Raw genomic sequence first — 17165 nt, 5'->3', positions numbered from 1 at the left:
GGGAGAAGTCCGGCCACAGGGTGACCGGGTCGCGCGAAGGAGCCGTTCCGCCCGCTACAGTCCGGCGCATGTCATCGGAGTCGACGGAAGTCTGGACCGGCTGGTACCGGGACCGCAGCGGCGCGGAAGCGATCGCGATCACGGTGGACGGACAGCAGGTGTCCGCCCGCATCAGGGGTGTCGCGTACACGGGCGCGACCTTCGCCGCGTTGAGCGCGGCGGAGAAGGGCGGCGAGGCCCTCACCGGGTGCGTACTGGAATGGGACCTGCCGCTTCCCGTCGTCATGGACGGCGTCGGCCAGCAGGCCACCCTCAGCTGCCTGCTGACGCTCGGCGAGCGGGCGGACCTGAGCCTGACCCTGCACTACGGCGGGACGGCCTACGAATCGGGCATCGCCGGCGGCGACTTCGAGGACGCGCTCGACCGGGTGCGGCGCCAGCTCCCGGCCGGCGCGACGTTCGGCCGCCGCCTGCTTCAGACCGCCTGAGGGGCCCTCCGCGCGCCTGTCCGGCAGCGGTGCGGCGAACACGGTCAGGCCAGGCCGTCCCAGCCCCAGCGCGGAGTGGGGCCCGGATCGCCGAGATCCGTGCCCGGTGCCGAGGCCGAGACGTCCTTGGCGATCCGCGTACCCCAGTCGAAGTACTCCACCACCCGGCGGCGCAACAGGGCGTCGTCCGGCAGCTCCTTCTCCACCGCCGCCGTCATCAGCTCCATCCAGCGCAGCCGCTGCTCCTCGGTGATGCCGAGCCCGAGGTGAGCCCGGAGCAGGGCCTGATGCCCGCCCAGTTCCGCCGTGAACTCGGCGGGCCCGGCGAACACCTCCGCCAGCCAGACGGCGACATGCTCGACATGGGCGGGGGTGAAGTCGACGAAGACCGGCGCGAGGAGGGGGTCGGCGAGGACCGCCTCGTAGAAGGTGTCGGAGAGCCGGCGCAGCGCGTCGGCGCCACCCACCGCCTCATACAGGGTGTTCGTGCGACGCTCGGCGGTCACGGGACGCCTCCGGGTTCGGTCCGTGCGGGATCTGTCCGCTCGGGGTCGGTCCGCACAGCATCCACTCAACACGGCCTGGATCCAAGGATGTTCGCCCTCGGCACGCGCGGCCGGTCGCGACACGCCCGACACGCGCGGCGGGGCGGACGGCCGCGGTGGCCGCCCGCCCCGCCGGGTGGGGGAGGGGATGGGGAGTGGGATCAGAACGCCTTGACGGCCGAGGTGAGGCCGTTGCGCCACAGCTGGTCGACCCGCGCCCGCTCCTGGGAGTTGGGCTGGGCGTTCTGACAGGAGGTGCCCGGGCCGCCGCCGGACATCAGCTCGCTGCACGGGCCGGAGTAGTGGTCGGGGAGGCCGAGGACATGCCCGGTCTCATGGGCGGTGACGCGGGTGGAGTTGTACTGCTGGTTCTGCCGGTAGTCGAGGAAGATGTAGCCGCGGCCGTGGCCGTCGGTGCTGGCGTACGAGCCGCGCGAGTCATTGCCCTCGTAGTAGCGGAAGTCCGGGTTGCTGCCCTCCACCAGCCGCACGTTGACGACCGAGCTGTTCCATATCTGGGTGCTCCGGGCGATCTGGGTGCGGAAGCTCGGGGCGTTCGCGGCGCTGTAGACGACGGTGACGGCGGCGGCGCCGGGGTTGGCGGCCCGCTTCTGTGCCACGGACTTCATGACGGCCTCGTGGAAGGCCTTGGTCGCCTTGGCGTCCTCGGCGGATCCGGCGTAGGCCGCGTACCCGGCGGTCGCCGAGGACGGGGCGGCGGGGGCCGCCGCCACGGCCACCGGCGCGGCGCCGAGCGCGGCGGCCAGGCCGAGGCCGAGGGTGGCGGCGAGGGAGGCGGTGAGGACCTTGGGGTGTCGCATGGGGGGCTCCTCCTGGGTCGGTTGGAGAGAGTGTCGGGGGAGCCGGGGCGCGTACGGATGATGGCAGCAGGCGATAGCACGAACGCATCACCCGCGCTCGTGCGGACTCGTTCAGTCTGTCTGAACTTCCTTGGAATCAAAGCGAATTGCTGCGACTTGGGTGTCTGGTGCGGCCCCCTGTGCCGTCCTACTCTCGGGGCATGGAGCTGGAGGTGAGGCATCTGCGCGCGCTCTGCGCCATCGCGGAGACGGGCAGTCTGCACAAGGCGGCGCGGCAACTGGGCATGAGCCAGCCCTCGTTGACGACACAGCTGCGCCGGATCGAGAACGCGCTGGGGGCGGAGCTGTTCTCGCGCGGCCGCACCGGCTGCCGGCCCACACCGCTCGGCCGCTCGGTGCTCAGCCGGGCCCGCCCGCTGGTGGACCAGATGGCGTTGCTGATCACCGAGACCAGGGCCGAGGCGGCACGGACCGACGGGCCCCGGCTGCGGGTCGGTTCGACCGCGAGCAGGGCCCTGGCGGGCTGGCTGCGGCGGCTGCGTCAGGGGCTGCCCGGGACGGACATCGCGCTTCACATGGACGTCTCCGCCAACGCGCTGGTGCGGTCGGTCGCGGCGGGCCAGCTGGACGTGGCCTTCGTCCACGAGGTCGAGGGGTGCCCGCTGCGGGTGCCGGAGGGGCTCCAGGAGCGGGTCCTGGTGGAACGGGAGCCGCAGTTCGTCTCGCTGGCCCCCGACCACCCGGCGGCGCGGTACCCGGTGGTGGCGCTGACCGACCTCGCCGAGGACCGCTGGATGGTCGACCCGACGGTGGACGGCGAGTGGGACGGGCTGCGCCGCGTCCTGCACGAGGCCGGCATCGACCCGCCGCTGCTGCACGGCGACTACCACACGGCGGCGTCCCTGATCGTCTCCGGCGAGGCGGTCGCGCCGTGCCAGCCGACATCGTTGCCGCGGGAAGATCTGGCGATCCGCCCCTTACGGGACGACCCCTTGGCGGTACGGCTGTTGCTCTACGCGCGCGAGGGGACCGCGCTCGACCCGCTGTACGACGAGCTGGCGGCGGCCTACTGGGAGGCGGCGCTGCGGGCGGCGCCGTACGGGCAGTGGCTCGGCCGGAACGGGATGTCGGTGGGGGCGGGCATGATGACGGTATGACGGATCGTACGGACGGCGGCGCGGCACTCGTGGACGAGAAGGCGCTGCTGGCGCTGGCGGAGGGGCATCACGCCCGGACCGCGCGGGCCTGGGGCGCGCGGGAGGCCGGCGGGCAGCTCGTGAAGGTGTACGCGATCGAGGCCCCCGGCCGCACGGTCGGCGAGGCCGAGCTCGCGCCGGCCCTGAGGATCGCGGCGGACCAACTGGCGCTGGGGCGGCGCTCGGGCGCGCTGGGCCTCGCGGTGCTGATCCTGCACGCCGGCGGCGACGGGGACTACGTCCTGGTCCACAGCTGGATCGAGGGTCACATGTCCGAGCTGGCGATCTGGACGGGCCCGGCGGGACGCCCGGAGGAGCTGCGTCCGGGGCGGGCGGGCCTCGCGCCGTGCGTCTGGGAGGCGGCGGTGCTCGCGCACGAGCGGGAGGCGTTCGTGCGGCAGGTCCTGGACGGCTCGGGGACGAGGGCCTGTCCGGCGGATCATGACCGGGGCCGCGACGCCTGGCACGGCGCCTCGCCGCGTTGCCGAAACGCCCCGATAGCTCCGCTATCGAGACGCTCCGGCGCCTTGCGATGCACCGCACCAGACGCCGCGTCCTATCCGGCCCTGATCCGCCGGACAGGCCCTAGCGCGGAGCGCGTCGCGGCGTGGGCGGCGGACGTCGTCGAGGGGGACGTGAGATGAGCGCGAAGGAGCCGCGTACGGCGCGCCCGGCAGCCCGCGTCCGGCACGCGCGCCGGGAAGACCTGGACCGCGTGGCCGAACTGGCCGCCGAACACGCGGCGTACGAGAAGGCGGCGCCCCCGGCACCGGGGCTCGCGGCCCGCCTGGAGGCCCTTCTCTTCGACGCGCCGCAGCGCCCCCGACTGCGCTGCCTGGTGGCCGAGCTCCCGGACGGCCGCCTGGTCGGTTACGCCACGTGCGCCCCGGAGCTCTCCACCTGGGACGGCGCCGAGTACCTGCACATGGACTGCCTCTACCTCTCGGCGACGGAACGAGGGCTCGGCCTGGGCCCCCTCTTCATCGCGGCCCTTCGCGAGGAGGCCCGGGCCCTGGGCCTGACGGAGATCCAGTGGCAGACGCCCACGTGGAACGAGGGCGCGATCCGCTTCTACGACCGCCTGGGTGCCACGTCGAAGCAGAAGCTGCGCTACTCCCTCGCGGTGGAGGAATAACCTGCGGTCGAACCGCCCGCGCGCACCGGCTGAGGCAGCCAAGGCCCGGGGCGCGGGCGCGGAACCGCTACGGTGACCTGCCATGACCAGCTCAACTCCCGCGAACCCCACGTCGATTCGCGTGATCGACCCCTCCGACGCCGCCCCGCTCGCCGACCTGCTCGCGCAGGACAGACAGGCGTACGCGCGCTGGATGCCCGCGAAGCCCGCGGAGTTCTACACGCCCGACGGCCAGGCCGCCACCATCGAAACCCTGCTGACCTCCTACGACCTGGGGCTCGTGTGGCCCGGCGTCGTGCTGTCCGGCGAGACCGTGATCGGCCGGATCACGATCAGCTCGATCCTGCGCGACCCGTTCCAGAAGGGCTTTCTCGGCTACTGGGTCTCCTCGACCCACCAGGGCCTCGGCCACACGAGCCGCGCCGTGGGCCTCACCCTGCGGATCGCCGAGGACGAGCTGAACCTGCACCGCCTGGAGGCCCACACCCAACTGGACAACCTCGCCTCCCAGGCGATCCTCCGCAAACACGGCTTCACCACCTGGGGCATCGCCCACGAGCATTTCTACGCCGAAGGCACCTGGCGAGACGAGGTCTTCTGGGAACGCCGCCTCGCGGGCACCGGCACCTCCTGATCACTCCTCGACGGCCACCAGCCGGACCAGTCCGACCCAGTTCTCCTCATCGGCCTCGGTATGGACGGCACGGACCCTCCACCGGCCGGGAGGCAGCGAGACCGCAGCCTGCTCCGGCATCCCTTCCGGCTGCTCCACGTCCAGCTCGGCGCCCGCCTCGGCGGAGTCCATGAGCACGGCGGGGCCGTCCGTGACCCACACCCCGCACTCCTCCCACGCGGTTCGGGGATCAGCGAGGACGGCTTCCGCCGCGGCCCTGAGCCCCGTCTCGGACTCGGCGGCGAGCCGGCGCAGGAAGGCCAGGTGCTCGGGCAGGAAGCACGTGGTGGCCGGCTCGTCCCCCAACACCAGCGCCTGCGCCCCGCCCCCACCGACCGCGACCACTCCGGCCAGGTCGTCCACCGCGCAGGCCCTGTCGTAGTCGTCCGGCTCGGCCCCGCCCCCACGACCCTCCCGCCCTCCGTGCACCCGCGCCACGCGCCGAGCGCGGAGACGGGAACGACAACCAGGGGGCCGCCCAGGGAGGCTACCCACGCGAAGGGCGCGGGGGACGGCCCGGCTGCGACGGACGGCGAGGATGTCATGACGTCAGTGTGCCGCCGGGCACTGACAACGCCGCGTGGCGTCCGTGCTCGGTACCGCACGCCGAAGGGCCCGGCCGGGGTTGCCGGGCGGGCCCTTCGGGTGGAGCTGAGGGAACGGGAAGGTCAGGCCTTCTTCGTCTCCCAGAAGATGCGGTCGACCTCGGCGATGAGCTCCAGCGCCTTCTCGCCCGTCTTCGGGTCCGTCGACGCCTTCGCGGCCGAGAGGGCCTTCAGGGTGTCGTTGATGAGCGTGTGCAGCTCCGGGAACTTCTCGAAGTGCGGGGGCTTGAAGTAGTCGCTCCACAGCACCGAGATGTGGTGCTTGGCGAGCTCCGCGCGCTGTTCCTTGATGACAGTGGCACGCGCGCGGAAGTGGGCGTCCTCGTTGGCCTGGTACTTCTCCTGGACGGCCTTGACCGACTCGGCCTCGATGCGGGCCTGGGCCGGGTCGTAGACACCGCAGGGGAGGTCGCAGTGGGCGCTGACCTTCACCTTGGGGGCAAACAGGCGGGAGAGCATGCAGCTGTCCTTCCTCGTGATCGTCTTCTCAGGTGGGAGATTACTCCCCGAGAAGGCGGTTTTCGCGAGCGCCCCCAGGGGCTTAGGACAAAAGTCCAGGGGCACCATGGGACTCGCGTACGAGTGAACGAGTGCGCGCGTGGGCGTATGGACGGGATGAGTGGGCCGGTGGGCGAGCGGAACAGAGGCGGCGCATGAGTGGCGCGGGGCGGGAGCCGGGGTCCGGAGCGCGGCCTTTGTTCGGGATCGCCGAGGTGACGGGGATTTCCATGGTGCCCACGCTGCTCCACGGCGATCAGCTGCTCGTGCACTACGGAGGGCGGCTGCGGGCGGGGGACGTCGCCGTGATGCGGCATCCGCTCCAGCAGGACCTGCTCATCGTCAAGCGGCTGATCGAGCGGCGGGGCGGCGGCTGGTGGGTGCTCGGGGACAACCCGGACGCCGAGGGGGACAGCCGGGTCTTCGGGGCCGTGCCGCCCGAGCTGGTGCTCGGGCGGGTGCGAGCGCGGTACCGGCCCGTCACGCCCGGGCGTCAGCGGTCGGCCGGTGCGCTGCTCTCCTGGCTGTTCTCGGCCGTCAGGCCCGTCGTGTCGGGCCGCTCGGCCTCCAGCCGCTTGCGGGCCCGGTAGGCGGCCACGTTGGCGCGGGTCGCGCAGCGGTCCGAGCAGTAGCGGCGGGAGCGGTTGGTCGAGGTGTCGAGGTAGGCGTTGCGGCAGGGCGGCGCCTGGCAGAGCCCGAGCCGGTCGGCGCCGAACTCCGTGAGGTGGAAGGCGAGGCCCATCGCGGCGATCGCGGCGTATCCCGCCGTCGCGTTCGAGGGGTGGTCGGCGAGATGCATGTGCCAGCGCGGATGCCCCTCGTCGTCCAGGTAGTCGTGGCCCGAGATCTGCGGGCTGACGGGGAACTCCAGGAGCAGTGAGTTCAGCAGGTCCACCGCCTGCGTGTGGTCGCCCTCGTCCGCCGCGGTGAAGACCGCCCGCAGCCGGGTGCGTACCGAACGGAAGCGCGTCACGTCGGTGTCCGTCGCCCGCCGGGCCATCTGCGAGGCCTCGCCGAAGAGCTCCCGGACCGCCTCGACCGACGTCAGGGAGTCCTTGTTGCGGGCCGGCTCCTCGGTGTTGACCAGACGCACGGCGTAGTCCGAGTAATAGGCCAGTTCCACTTGTAGTCCTTACGGCGGAGGGCTAGGGTCGGGTGCGGAAGGGGTAATGGACGTTACCCCTTCGAGGGTATTACGGATGGGGTGGAGGGGTGTCATGACGGACGCTGCTGTGACCGGAACCGACTGGGCGGCCTGGCAGGAGAGCTGGGACCGTCAGCAGGAGTGGTACATGCCGGACCGCGAGGAGCGGTTCCGCGTCATGCTCGACATGGTCGAGGCCGCCGTGGGGCCGGAGCCCCGCGTCCTCGACCTGGCGTGCGGTACTGGGAGTATCACGGATCGGCTCCTCAAGAGGTTCCCGGAGGCGACCAGCGTCGGCGTCGACCTCGATCCCGCCCTGCTCGCCATCGCGCGGGGGTACTTCGACGGCGACGAGCGGGTCTCCTTCGTCACCGCCGATCTCAAGGACCCGCGCTGGGTCGACGGCCTGCCGCACGACTCGTACGACGCCGTGCTCACCGGGAGCGCCCGCAAAACGCACATGCGTGCGGAAGCGGAGTTCGCGCAGTATGGATCGCATGATCACGACGGAGTACGACGGGTGCGGTAAGTGCCTGGTGGGGGTTCGTCGCCTCTCCCGCAAGTCCGACTCGACCAACAGCCCGGAAAAGCAGCTCGGCCAGGTGCTCAGCGCCGTGGAGGCTGTCGGCGGGCACGTCATCGCGTGGGCGGACGACTGGGAGGTGTCGGGTGCGACCGACCCTGTGACCCGTCCAAAGCTGGGGCCGTGGCTCCGTGACGAGATGGGACCGTACGACGGCATCGCCGGCTCTGCGGTCGACCGGATCGGCCGAAACCAGCGGGATGTACTGAACACGGCGTACATGGTCCACGAGTCGGGCCGCCTGTTGATCACCTACGGCCACGACGGGCCGTGGAACCTGGAAGACCCGGCCGACGAGATGCGGCTCTCCATGGAGTCCTTCGGCGCGCAGATGGAGCTACGCGCGATCCAGAAGCGCAACCGGGACGAGACGAAGCGGGCGCGCAGCGCCGGACAGCCGAAGCAGAAGAACCGGTACGGGTACCAGTTCGTACGGCTCATCCCGACGGGCAACGTCGACCGGGTGGAGCTTGACCCCGTGGCCTCTCTCATCCTCCGCGACGTCGCGGAACGCATCCTCGCCGACGAGACCGGAACGGTGACCGTCCACACGGAAGCCGCGCGTCTGAACCGTGCGGGTGTGCTGTCGCCTGCCGACCACCGCGCCGTGATGTACGGACGCAAGCCCAAGGGCACCCTGTGGAACGCCAAGGCTCTCAAGCGGATGCTTACCAGCGAAGCGTCTTTGGGCTACCTCATGCACGACGAGCGCCCCGTGATCGGCCCGGACGGGCACGCGGTGCGCATCGCCGATCCGCTGTGGGACCACGCCACCCGTGACGCGCTGATCAAGAAAACCGCTCCGAAGTGGACCGGGACCCGCGCGCCGAAGGGGGTACGTCTGCTCTCGGGGATCGCGTTCTGCGGCGGGTGCGGCCAACGGCTCTACATGGTGGCCCGGACGGGGCAGAACCCTTCGTATGGCTGCACGGCGCGCACACGCGGCATTCCGTCGTCCGTCGGCTGCAAGCCCGCCCCCACCATGTCTGTCCCCATGCTGGACGAGCACGTGTCGACGTGGTTCCTGGCCGAGTACGGGGAGCACCAGGTGATGCGTAAGGAGTTCGACCCGGGCACCGGCTACGCCGCTCGAATCGCCGAGATCGAAGCGGACCGTACGCGGCTCCGTGGAGACCGTCAGGCGGGTCTGTACGAGTCGGAGAGCGACACGGAGTGGTACCGCACCGAGTACGCCCGGATGACGCGGGAGATCGAAGCTCTCAAGCGGCTCCCCGAGCGGCCGGCGGGAATGCGGCGGATGCCCCTGGGGCGGACCATCGCTGACGACTGGAAGACCGCCCCGGACGATGTCGCCCGCAGGGAGATCCTGAACGAGTACGACGTACGGGTGACGCTGCACCCGCGTGGCACCAAACACCGGGTGCGTGTGACCGGACTCGACCCGGAGCAGAGGGCGGCAGAGCAGAGCGCGGCGCGAGACCACGTGGAGGCGGCAACGTTGGCCGAGCTGGAGGACGCTCCGGAAGCCCTCTGATCTCTGTCGTTCCCACCTGACGAAGCCCCGGTAGTCCCTCACGGACCGCCGGGGCTTTGCTGTGCCCGCAGCGGGGCCGACCAGCGGGCGGAGCCATGACGGTATGACGGTTCAGACTGTTTTTTCGTATGCACAAGAAAAAATAAGGAGAAAACCAAACCGTCCGTCGAAACGCCATCCCGTCATGGGGCGCGGGAATCTGTCCGTCCCTACTACGTCCGGAACGGGCCCGAGTGGCACGGCTCGCGGCGGACAGACGGCGCGGGAAACCTCTGGTCCCCACAACACAGTGAGGAACCGCACGGAGCTACCGAGCACGCCGTACGGCGGATGCCGAGAATTCGTTGCTCCTTACTGCACAGAGAAGGCGCGTGGTGGCTCCTGTATGCCGAAGGGGGCTGCGGGAATCCTCTGCTCCCTATAACTGATTAGCACCGCCAAGCACGCCGGTTCGACGGCAGTAGGGCCGACGGCGATAGAGAACAGGAGAGGTATCCCATGGGCGCCATTTTGAGTGGAGCGGGATTTCTGGACGGGCCGAGGAATAAAGGGAAGATGCAGGCGGATGCATGGAAGTGGGACGAGCGGATGGAGGAACTGGCCGCCCTCAAGGTGTCGAACCCCGAGACGTTCGACCGTCTGAACCCGACCGTGCGGATGAGTCTCGGCTACTACGAACAGGACAAGAAGGTGGCCGCCGAGCACGGCCGCGATGTGACCGACGGGGGTAAGTGAACATGGCTGACGAGATCGAGAAGGCTGCCGAGCGGGTGGCGAAGCTGCGCGCACAGGCGGAGAAGCTGTCCGGCCCGCTTGCTGACGCGCAGGCTCAGTTGGCCGCTGCGCGGGAAGTGGAAGCGGTGCGCCGGACCGAGCGAGAGGCAACGTACAACCGCAACGTCGTCGCCACATGGCGCGACCGCGCAGACGAAGCCGCACACTCCGGCGATGACGCCCACGCGCGGTTCGTGAAGGCTCTTTCCGCGGAACCGTGGTTCGCGGCGTACGTCGAGTACCGGTCTGCCCGCTACAAGCGTGGGCACGTCCTCACCGAGGCGCAGCGCGCCCAGACAGCGCTAGGGGAGGTCGTAACGGTGCCTGAGCAGCGTTGGTATGACGCTGCAATTTTGGATGAGATCCAGCGGGCCGTAGAGAGTCAGGCGGCAGCGCTGGGGGCCAGGTTCTCAGAGGATCTGGACGCGCAGCGCGAAGCTTTCGTTGCGGAACGGGAGTGACGATGGCTGTTGACGCGCTGGACCCCGGCCCGGACGGGGACTACCCGTACTTCCCTCGTGATGCGCAGGGACGGCCACTCTGGTCCGACACGGGCCCGGTGCCGGAAGGAGGAACCGTGATGCCGCGCGGCGTTCAGGCAATGCACGATCCTGCGAACCCTGGAGGCGTCGTGATCGTGGACGTCACACCACGTCTGTCGGACGGCTCACCCATCGATCCACCGACAATCCCGACGAAGGGAACGACCCCCGCGTAGCGCAGGGGTCGTGTGGCAGAGCGCGGGGGACTGCACCGCCCATGAGTAACCGGCTCGTCCGCGAGTCGCCGAAAGGGGTCGTAAGCGCGTGCGGTCCCCCACCGTGTCCGGACCGGCCCCGCCAGCGTGGCTACTACGGCTTGCAGACCGGGATCGGCACCGTCGACGTGGGCATCGGCATGTTGTGCCCCATGTAGTGCTGCTGGCACGTCGGCCGGTGATTCCACGTGTCGAAGAGGGGGACGGTAGAGGTGGGGAGCGGCATGTGTGTCGCGGACCCGAGGTCCGAGGGCGTGGGGAACGGGTCTGCGGCAAGCGCAGGCGTGGAAGCGGAGAAGGCAACAACGATGGTGGCGGCCGCAAGGGCACGCGTCATGATCTTCACGCTCCACTAACGATCTTTCGCGGCGCTGGTTTCGTGGTCCCTGCCGGTACACCCGGACCGGCCGCGCCGGCGAGGACGACCAAGCCCACCTGACCCAACAGAGCAGAGGTGCGCGGTACCGGCCCCGGCTCGGGGATATCGGCCGCAGAGTTCCGGGTTCGAGTCCCGGGGTGGGCACGCAGCACCACCAGCCCGCCTAGCCCAATCGGCAGAGGCACGCGGCCTAGACCCGCGGTGTTCCCGGTTCGAGTCCGGGGGCGGGCACCGACTGCCGGAAGATTTCTAGTCGTCCTCGGGCGTGACTGCGCCAGCGTGTTCGGGCCAGTCGCACACGAGAAGAGTCGGGTTGAAGTGCAGGTTTGCCGGACATTCCTTCGCGTAGGCGTACCCGTTGGAGCAGTGATAGAAGCCGCGCGGGTTCTCGGGGTTCGGGAAAAGCCCGCTTGGGGTCGGGCATTTGAAGTCGGCAGCCTGTGCGGGAACCGGGGCGCCGAAAGCGACAGCCGCGAGCACAAGGGCAGCGGCAGTAACGATCTTCTTCATGCTCTGAGAACGATCCGAGTGGACTGGGGAAACGGCCCGTCCGCTCTTACGACCAGGCCGACGACAAGGGGGCGCCATGCGCTGTATCGACTGCACGGAGCCGGCGACACATCGGGGCCGCTGCAAGACCCACCACGGGGCGTACGAGAGCCGCCCGACCGTCCGCACACGACGAGCACGGAGCCGACGACGAGCGGCCCGGAACGACGCTGCTGCACGACTTCGGAGCCGTATCGACGGACGGGGCTCGGCGTGGTGCGACTGGTGCCTAGACGACTTCCCCGCGGCGGACGTGGACGTGGACCACGTGCGGCCCCTCTCGATGGGAGGGACCGACACGGACGGCAACGTTCAAGTGCTCTGCCGGGGGTGCCACCAGCTCAAGACGAGCACGGAGTTCGGGCGCGCTGCCCCAGGAATCTAAGGCGACTTCTCTTCCGCGCCGTCCGACTCTTCGACTTCATCTCCAATCACAGCCTTACGGGGTTTGGAAGAAAGAATGTCGTCGCGTTCATCCGCAGTCCAATCGGAGAACTGGTTCACCCCCGGCTGGAATGTTGATCTGCTGGATTCGGAGTCGCTTTCCTTCTGTCCCATTACTTCCTCCTGTAGGGATGGAGTGTTCCCATTCTAGTCATCTCGGATTCTTGCAGCACCTCGAATGCAACATTTGGAGTATTAGTTGCCCCGAAGACCCCGCCCCCCTTGCTCGGTACCCGGGTGCCCCGAACTGACTGCCCGTGGCGGGCGCTGTGCCGCACACGAGCGTGAAGCGAACTCACAACGGGAGACACCGGGGACGAGCGCCTACGGGCGACGGTGGCCGAACATCCGGCGCCGCTACCTCTACGCCCACCCGTGGTGCGTGCTGTGCACGAAGCCGGCGACGGTGGCTGACCACTTCCCGGAGTCGCGTCGCGCGCTGCTGTCTCGTGGTGTGTCCGATCCGGATGCGTGGTCGCGGCTTCGTCCGCTGTGCACGTCGTGCCACTCGCGAGAGACCGCGAAGCACCAGCCCGGTGGATTCGCTGCCGAGCGTCGCTCTCAGCGTGAGGCGGAGCGTCCGCCGTACTGACCAGGGGGTGACCCCCCTCCCCTCCCGCGACTGCACGGCAGGGAGGCAAAAAACTCGCATGGCTCATTTGAGCGTTTCGGTGGAGGTGAATTACTTCCACCGGTGAACTTTCCCGCACTCGCTGCACCTGACTGGTGTCGCGAGTGCGGGCTATTTCTGTTTATCCGACCAGTAGTCGCGCTGGGGTTACAGGGCGAGCCCGCTCGAAAAGCTCTCGGGCTGCGTGATTCTTCATGAACGGTCGAATCCGGCTGTGCATCGTTCGAATTCGCTCATCGGCTCGCCCGGACTGGAGGCTGGGGTAGTCGTCCAAAGCGAGAGTCCAGGTTTGGCACGCGGCTTCAAGGTGCCCTAGCTCTAGCTGCCTCTCGGCGAGGACGCAGCGATGCCGGACCCTTGCGCGGCGATAGACGCTCTGGCGGAGGCGGTCTGACTGTTCCATAGCCTCAATCGATCCGGCGACGTCGCCGAGCTCGTATCGGACCTGGCTCGTGTGGTACAGGAGCGATGACGGGTCGTATGAGCCGAAAGCCTTCGACTGTGACTCGGCTTTCTCCATGGCCACTTCGGCTTCCCGAAGGTAGCGCTGTGCCTTGGCGCGGGCTCCCGTCTGCGCTGCCGCATGGGCTTGCTGCCCCACGAGAAACGCGCGCATTCGCGGGCCCGCCTGCGGCGAGGCTGCTGCCGCCGCGTCCGCGAGGCGCATTGCTTCCGCGCCGTGCCCCAAGTCGACTGCCTGAACGCTCATCCCTCGCAGGGTGGTGCAGAAGGTCAGGTGATCCTCCGATGCTCCGGCAAGTTCAAGTGCCTTGAGGTAATACCTCTGTGCTAGGCCGTGCAGTCCTTCGTCAACCGCCATGTAGCCCGTGAGGTAACAGAGATCCGAGACCGCCCCCATCATGGCTTTACGGACAGATTCCGGAGCTTCCATCCGCAAGTAGGGGGTTGCCGTATTCACCAGGAAGGCGGCGGCCATAGGTCGGGCGGTGCGGCCACCGAACTGGTCGTCCAGTTCCGAGATGCGCTCGGTCATCGCGGCAACGGTCTGAACGTCAGCCATCCCTATCCGCTGAACGTCGCCCTTCTGGACGGCTTCCATCCTGCCGACGACGTCGGGCCAATTCGGGATGGTCAACGCGACGGAGAAGAGGCCGACACCGAGGATGCTGCGGCGGGACGGGTCCATGTCTTGCCTCCCCAGGTCTAACAACCCCTCCACCGTACTGGGGTGGCCGGGCCGTTGATCGGTGGGAGCCGTGGGGAACCCTGCCTCGCTGCGGGTCACCGGGCGCTGTAGCCGGCGGGCAAGGGCTTCCAGGATCAGCGGTCGCACGTCCTCCTTCGGTACGTGGCCCTTGAGCCACTGGTGCACCGAGGGTTCTCGGTATCGCAGGGGCCTACCGCGCTCGGTCCCCAAGCGGTTGATCTCCTGCGCGAACTGCCGCAGCGTCCACCCGGTTTCCCGGTACAGCCGCTCAAGCCCCGCGTTCGGTTCCGGATTGCCCACCGGTCCTCAACTCCCCGTGCTTTAAAGCCGCTTAAAGCTCTTAAGTCCTGCCCCTGTTGCAACGGTACCGCCGGGCGTAGTCACGCGGTTGCCTAGTGCGAGCAGAGATCACCGCAAGGGACGACGCCACAGCGAAGGACCCCGGACATGGATCACAAGCCCGCCCGCGAGACCGAAGACGTGGACGAGTTGGCCGCCCTGATACAGGCGGGCGGGTTCTGGCGACTCGCGCCGGAGTGGGTGCCCCGTAGCGGCTACGCGCCACCGACGCGGCCCGTGTTGCTCCGGCTGCGTGACGGACTGGAGCGGAGGGGGCGCCGTGAACCCTCCTGAGAGCCCGCGTGAACACCCGCGGGTGTGGGAGCCGGGAGAAATCGTCCACGACACGAGAACGGGCCGCGTGGGGCGCGTAATGGGCCACGTGGGCCCGCGCTACCAGCTTCGCCCGCTGAATGGGGGTAGGGAATGGGAAGCCGACCCGGAAGAGATGACCCCGGCGCGGCAGTCGGACGCGCTTACGGAGCGCGTGGCCGAGGCGAACCGGCGCAGCCGGGAGTACGAACCCCGGGCGTGGTGAACCACAGGCCTCGACCGCATGGCAACACCGGTCATTTCGTCGGGCTCAAGGTCTATGAGTCCTCGCACGACATGGTCGGGATCGTCGCCGGCTTCAACCCGGGGGGGAGTCGTTCGCCTCGTGCGGCCTACGGGCTACGAGTGGGCCGCTCTTTGGACCCGCGTACGACCGGCCGACGAACGGGAACGGCGACAGCTTGCCGCCCTCGCGAAGCTCCACCGAACGCGCTGCGCGGGGCTCGCCGCTTAGGTGCCGACCCGCAGCGCGAAATGAACTCCGCTCTCCTCCCGTGAACTCACAACGGAGGCTCCCCCGTCATCCGTCCGGGAGGGGAGCGGGCACCACTCCCGTCCGTCGAGAGACGGCAAGGACGGGCGGGTTGCAAGTGCAGTACTCCACACCCAACAGGAGGAAACAGCCATGACGGCTACCGCCAATGACCTTCGTACCGGCCGTGCGCTGGTCGACCCGGAGCTGTTCGACAGCGTCGCCGAGTTCACCGTGATCCACTTCGGCTACGACCAGGCGAAGGCCGAGCGCGCCACGGATCAGGCGCTCGCGTTCCTCGCCACGGTCGGCACGGCCACGGTCAAGATGGTCCCGAGCGATGACGTGGACGGAGCGCTTCACGCGTTCATCCTGCACACCGCCGACTACCGCGAGTTCTGCCGTAAGCACGCGGGCCGCTTCCTGGAGCACAACCCGCGCCCCGGCGGTGGGGGTCGGGTCCTGGAGGAGGTCCAGGCGACGGCCCACGCTGTCAAGGCCAACGGGTTCATGGTCATGGACGACCTGTGGACCGTGAACGGCGAGAACGCCGCGCAGTGCGACTCGGACTGCGGACGCGACTACCGGGCCGTCTGACCGTCGGTACTCTCCGACCTTGACGTGAGCGAAGCCGACTCCCGGACCTTCGGGGGTCGGCTCCGCCATGGAGGTGAACACATATGGGTCCCGAAGGGCCGTACGAGCCGCCCGAGGGTGCGCTACTGCTGCTGAACCCTGGTGACAAGCGGCTGATTCTGAACCGGCGCGGGTCCACCGTCTGGGAGGTCACGACGGAGCACGGCCCTTACGCCGTGAAGGTGGGCTACCCCACCAAGACTCACGCGTGGACCGCCCTTGCACCCGCGCGCGAAGCGGCGATTCTTCGGCAGCTCACTCACGAGCGGGTCTTGAGCGGGGAATGGGAGCGCGGCACGTGGAGTGCTCAACCGTGGCGGCGGGGTGACAGTCTCTACGACCTGTGGGAGCCGCACCGCGTCGGAGCGGACTCACCCGCGCCGAATCTTGGTGAGGCACTGTCCTGCGCCGTTGCCCTCGCTGCCCTGCACGAGAAGGGATGGGTGCACGGCGATGTCCAGCCGGCGCACTTCATCATCGGGCGGACGGGCGGAACGTTCCTGATCGATCTCGCTCTCGCGCAGGGCGGCAGGGTTCCCCGCGGCTGTGACTTCCCCTACCGAGGGTGTCTCGTCCACTACGAAGCACCGGAGATCTCGGCGAGCGTTCTGGGAACCGGCATGGCGACACCGACGCGGGAAGCTGATGTGTACGCGCTCGGGGCGGCTCTCTTCATCAGCGCGACCGGATGGCGTCACGTCGACTATCCGGACGACGCGTCCCGCGAAGTCCAGCGGCAAGCCATCGTGACGGGCCCGCACAGACCGGTGAACGTCCCGGGCGTGCTGGGGTCGCTCATCCCTCACATGCTCAGCCGTTCGCCTGCTGACCGGCCCACCAGCACAGAGGTGTGCGACACCCTCAGCAACGCGTTGTAAGGCCCTCTACGCCCCGTCCAAGCGGTCTCCCTGAGCCGCATGGGCGGGGTTTCCCTGTGCCCGGACGCACCCTCTGGCTAGAGTGTGTGTTTAGAGGGTGTTCCTGACCGCCACGGCGCTGCACTGGCTCCACACCGAGCCGCTCACCGCGCTCTACGGGCAGCTCGCCGGTCTCGTCCGGGACGGCGGCGTCTTCATGAACGCCGACCACATGATCGACGAGACCACACCCCGTATCAACGCCGCCGAGCGCGCCCACCGGCACGCCGTCATGGACCGCGCCAAGGACGCCGGCGCGCTCGACTGGGCCGCCTGGTGGGCTGTGGCCGCCGAGGACCCGGTCCTCGCCGAGCCGACCGCCCGCCGCTTCGAGATCTACGGCGAGCACGCCGACGGCGACATGCCCTCCGCGCGCCGGCACGCCGAGATCCTCCGCGCCGCGGGCTTCGACGAGGCCCGCGCCGTCTGGGCCTCGCCCTCCGACACCTTGCTGCTCGCCCTCAAGTAGGAGGGTGTGCACGCCAGGAAGGGGCGGTACGGAGTTTTCTCCGTACCGCCCCTTCCTGCGTGGTGCGGGGGTTTACAGCACCTTGGAGAGGAATGCCTTGGTGCGGTCGTGTTG

21 protein-coding genes, 1 tRNA gene and 2 pseudogenes are annotated in these 17165 nt (G+C 69.2%); 16 read left to right on the top strand and 8 right to left on the bottom strand.

Annotated elements, in window-relative coordinates; all coding sequences use genetic code 11:
• Nucleotides 1-68: 68 nt before the first annotated feature.
• Nucleotides 69-488: a DUF6304 family protein gene (locus ACF09C_RS22725; protein ID WP_392093737.1), complete on the top strand. Its 420-nt coding sequence runs from the start codon at nt 69-71 to the stop codon at nt 486-488.
• 44 nt (nt 489-532) lie between these two features.
• Here the strand turns inward: ACF09C_RS22725 and ACF09C_RS22720 are convergent, their stop codons facing one another.
• Both ACF09C_RS22720 and snpA read right to left on the bottom strand, forming a co-directional pair.
• A complete protein-coding gene (locus ACF09C_RS22720; protein ID WP_392093735.1) occupies nt 533-994 on the bottom strand; it encodes a group II truncated hemoglobin in 462 nt (153 codons plus the stop codon).
• A gap of 200 nt (nt 995-1194) precedes the next feature.
• Nucleotides 1195-1854: a snapalysin gene (snpA, locus tag ACF09C_RS22715; RefSeq protein ID WP_362427478.1), complete on the bottom strand. Its 660-nt coding sequence runs from the start codon at nt 1852-1854 to the stop codon at nt 1195-1197.
• A gap of 200 nt (nt 1855-2054) precedes the next feature.
• Between snpA and ACF09C_RS22710 the strand changes: the two genes are divergently transcribed.
• From ACF09C_RS22710 to ACF09C_RS22695, 4 genes are all read left to right on the top strand, one after another.
• On the top strand, nt 2055-3011 hold the full coding sequence (locus ACF09C_RS22710) for a LysR family transcriptional regulator (RefSeq protein ID WP_392093733.1): 957 nt from the start codon (nt 2055-2057) through the stop codon (nt 3009-3011).
• Complete coding sequence (locus tag ACF09C_RS22705) at nt 3008-3694, top strand: hypothetical protein (RefSeq protein WP_392093732.1); 687 nt, start codon at nt 3008-3010, stop codon at nt 3692-3694. The genes ACF09C_RS22710 and ACF09C_RS22705 overlap by 4 nt, the downstream gene beginning before the upstream one ends.
• On the top strand, nt 3691-4185 hold the full coding sequence (locus ACF09C_RS22700) for a GNAT family N-acetyltransferase (RefSeq protein ID WP_392093730.1): 495 nt from the start codon (nt 3691-3693) through the stop codon (nt 4183-4185). The genes ACF09C_RS22705 and ACF09C_RS22700 overlap by 4 nt, the downstream gene beginning before the upstream one ends.
• Nucleotides 4186-4267: 82 nt before the next feature.
• Nucleotides 4268-4819 (top strand): GNAT family N-acetyltransferase, encoded by a 552-nt coding sequence (locus ACF09C_RS22695; protein WP_392093728.1) that lies wholly within the window; start codon nt 4268-4270, stop codon nt 4817-4819.
• Here the strand turns inward: ACF09C_RS22695 and ACF09C_RS22690 are convergent, their stop codons facing one another.
• On the bottom strand, nt 4820-5296 hold the full coding sequence (locus ACF09C_RS22690; RefSeq protein ID WP_392093726.1) for an Imm21 family immunity protein: 477 nt from the start codon (nt 5294-5296) through the stop codon (nt 4820-4822).
• Between the two features lie 230 nt (nt 5297-5526).
• Nucleotides 5527-5922 (bottom strand): superoxide dismutase, Ni, encoded by a 396-nt coding sequence (gene sodN / locus ACF09C_RS22685; protein WP_362427407.1) that lies wholly within the window; start codon nt 5920-5922, stop codon nt 5527-5529.
• Nucleotides 5923-6116: 194 nt separating this feature from the next.
• Between sodN and sodX the strand changes: the two genes are divergently transcribed.
• Nucleotides 6117-6551, top strand: a complete 435-nt coding sequence (sodX, locus tag ACF09C_RS22680; protein ID WP_392093724.1) for a nickel-type superoxide dismutase maturation protease — start codon at nt 6117-6119, stop codon at nt 6549-6551.
• On the opposite strand, the gene ACF09C_RS22675 is transcribed toward sodX, so the two are convergent.
• Entirely contained in the window at nt 6455-7084 is a 630-nt protein-coding gene (locus tag ACF09C_RS22675; protein ID WP_392093723.1) for a CGNR zinc finger domain-containing protein, read from the bottom strand. The two genes, sodX and ACF09C_RS22675, sit on opposite strands and share 97 nt — an antisense overlap.
• 94 nt (nt 7085-7178) lie before the next feature.
• Between ACF09C_RS22675 and ACF09C_RS22670 the strand changes: the two are divergent.
• The 5 genes and pseudogenes from ACF09C_RS22670 to ACF09C_RS22650 form a co-directional block, all read left to right on the top strand.
• Nucleotides 7179-8025, top strand: a pseudogene (locus ACF09C_RS22670) (methyltransferase domain-containing protein); the annotation flags it as partial.
• Nucleotides 7999-9183 (top strand): recombinase zinc beta ribbon domain-containing protein, encoded by a 1185-nt coding sequence (locus tag ACF09C_RS22665; RefSeq protein WP_392094335.1) that lies wholly within the window; start codon nt 7999-8001, stop codon nt 9181-9183. The pseudogene ACF09C_RS22670 and the gene ACF09C_RS22665, both read left to right, overlap by 27 nt.
• Nucleotides 9184-9738: 555 nt before the next feature.
• On the top strand, nt 9739-9918 hold the full coding sequence (locus tag ACF09C_RS22660; RefSeq protein WP_392093722.1) for a hypothetical protein: 180 nt from the start codon (nt 9739-9741) through the stop codon (nt 9916-9918).
• A gap of 2 nt (nt 9919-9920) precedes the next feature.
• On the top strand, nt 9921-10418 hold the full coding sequence (locus tag ACF09C_RS22655) for a hypothetical protein (RefSeq protein ID WP_392093720.1): 498 nt from the start codon (nt 9921-9923) through the stop codon (nt 10416-10418).
• Between the two features lie 832 nt (nt 10419-11250).
• Nucleotides 11251-11324, top strand: a tRNA-Leu gene (locus ACF09C_RS22650).
• Nucleotides 11325-11342: 18 nt separating this feature from the next.
• On the opposite strand, the gene ACF09C_RS22645 is transcribed toward ACF09C_RS22650, so the two are convergent.
• Entirely contained in the window at nt 11343-11603 is a 261-nt protein-coding gene (locus tag ACF09C_RS22645) for a carbohydrate-binding module family 14 protein (protein WP_392093719.1), read from the bottom strand.
• Between the two features lie 76 nt (nt 11604-11679).
• Here ACF09C_RS22645 and ACF09C_RS22640 point away from each other — a divergent pair, with 76 nt between their 5' ends.
• Nucleotides 11680-12027 (top strand): HNH endonuclease, encoded by a 348-nt coding sequence (locus tag ACF09C_RS22640; protein WP_392093717.1) that lies wholly within the window; start codon nt 11680-11682, stop codon nt 12025-12027.
• Here the strand turns inward: ACF09C_RS22640 and ACF09C_RS22635 are convergent.
• Nucleotides 12024-12200, bottom strand: a complete 177-nt coding sequence (locus tag ACF09C_RS22635) for a hypothetical protein (RefSeq protein ID WP_392093715.1) — start codon at nt 12198-12200, stop codon at nt 12024-12026. The two genes, ACF09C_RS22640 and ACF09C_RS22635, sit on opposite strands and share 4 nt — an antisense overlap.
• A gap of 638 nt (nt 12201-12838) precedes the next feature.
• Nucleotides 12839-14185: a tetratricopeptide repeat protein gene (locus tag ACF09C_RS22630; RefSeq protein WP_392093713.1), complete on the bottom strand. Its 1347-nt coding sequence runs from the start codon at nt 14183-14185 to the stop codon at nt 12839-12841.
• Between the two features lie 147 nt (nt 14186-14332).
• Here ACF09C_RS22630 and ACF09C_RS22625 point away from each other — a divergent pair, with 147 nt between their 5' ends.
• The 4 genes and pseudogenes from ACF09C_RS22625 to ACF09C_RS22610 all read left to right on the top strand — a co-directional run.
• On the top strand, nt 14333-14518 hold the full coding sequence (locus ACF09C_RS22625; protein ID WP_392093711.1) for a hypothetical protein: 186 nt from the start codon (nt 14333-14335) through the stop codon (nt 14516-14518).
• Nucleotides 14519-15182: 664 nt separating this feature from the next.
• Nucleotides 15183-15626 (top strand): hypothetical protein, encoded by a 444-nt coding sequence (locus tag ACF09C_RS22620; RefSeq protein ID WP_392093709.1) that lies wholly within the window; start codon nt 15183-15185, stop codon nt 15624-15626.
• 83 nt (nt 15627-15709) lie between these two features.
• On the top strand, nt 15710-16543 hold the full coding sequence (locus ACF09C_RS22615; RefSeq protein WP_392093707.1) for a protein kinase: 834 nt from the start codon (nt 15710-15712) through the stop codon (nt 16541-16543).
• A gap of 103 nt (nt 16544-16646) precedes the next feature.
• Nucleotides 16647-17051, top strand: a pseudogene (locus ACF09C_RS22610) (SAM-dependent methyltransferase); the annotation flags it as partial.
• Nucleotides 17052-17165: the final 114 nt, after the last annotated feature.

The organism is Streptomyces sp. NPDC014870, assembly GCF_043081505.1.
Classification (GTDB): Bacteria; Actinomycetota; Actinomycetes; order Streptomycetales; family Streptomycetaceae; genus Streptomyces.
The sequence above is the reverse complement of the archived record's forward strand: the minus strand, read 5'-3'. Positions and strand labels throughout refer to the sequence as shown.

Coding starts and splice junctions, on each gene's coding strand:
- ACF09C_RS22660 (WP_392093722.1), top strand. CDS start 9,739: ATGCAGGCGGATGCATGGAAGTGGGACGAGCGGATGGAGGAACTGGCC.
- ACF09C_RS22705 (WP_392093732.1), top strand. CDS start 3,008: ATGACGGATCGTACGGACGGCGGCGCGGCACTCGTGGACGAGAAGGCG.
- ACF09C_RS22640 (WP_392093717.1), top strand. CDS start 11,680: ATGCGCTGTATCGACTGCACGGAGCCGGCGACACATCGGGGCCGCTGC.
- ACF09C_RS22700 (WP_392093730.1), top strand. CDS start 3,691: ATGAGCGCGAAGGAGCCGCGTACGGCGCGCCCGGCAGCCCGCGTCCGG.
- ACF09C_RS22620 (WP_392093709.1), top strand. CDS start 15,183: ATGACGGCTACCGCCAATGACCTTCGTACCGGCCGTGCGCTGGTCGAC.
- sodX (WP_392093724.1), top strand. CDS start 6,117: ATGAGTGGCGCGGGGCGGGAGCCGGGGTCCGGAGCGCGGCCTTTGTTC.
- ACF09C_RS22695 (WP_392093728.1), top strand. CDS start 4,268: ATGACCAGCTCAACTCCCGCGAACCCCACGTCGATTCGCGTGATCGAC.
- ACF09C_RS22665 (WP_392094335.1), top strand. CDS start 7,999: ATGGAGTCCTTCGGCGCGCAGATGGAGCTACGCGCGATCCAGAAGCGC.
- ACF09C_RS22710 (WP_392093733.1), top strand. CDS start 2,055: ATGGAGCTGGAGGTGAGGCATCTGCGCGCGCTCTGCGCCATCGCGGAG.
- ACF09C_RS22655 (WP_392093720.1), top strand. CDS start 9,921: ATGGCTGACGAGATCGAGAAGGCTGCCGAGCGGGTGGCGAAGCTGCGC.
- ACF09C_RS22625 (WP_392093711.1), top strand. CDS start 14,333: ATGGATCACAAGCCCGCCCGCGAGACCGAAGACGTGGACGAGTTGGCC.
- ACF09C_RS22725 (WP_392093737.1), top strand. CDS start 69: ATGTCATCGGAGTCGACGGAAGTCTGGACCGGCTGGTACCGGGACCGC.
- sodN (WP_362427407.1), bottom strand. CDS start 5,922: ATGCTCTCCCGCCTGTTTGCCCCCAAGGTGAAGGTCAGCGCCCACTGC.
- ACF09C_RS22635 (WP_392093715.1), bottom strand. CDS start 12,200: ATGGGACAGAAGGAAAGCGACTCCGAATCCAGCAGATCAACATTCCAG.
- ACF09C_RS22645 (WP_392093719.1), bottom strand. CDS start 11,603: ATGAAGAAGATCGTTACTGCCGCTGCCCTTGTGCTCGCGGCTGTCGCT.
- ACF09C_RS22615 (WP_392093707.1), top strand. CDS start 15,710: ATGGGTCCCGAAGGGCCGTACGAGCCGCCCGAGGGTGCGCTACTGCTG.
- snpA (WP_362427478.1), bottom strand. CDS start 1,854: ATGCGACACCCCAAGGTCCTCACCGCCTCCCTCGCCGCCACCCTCGGC.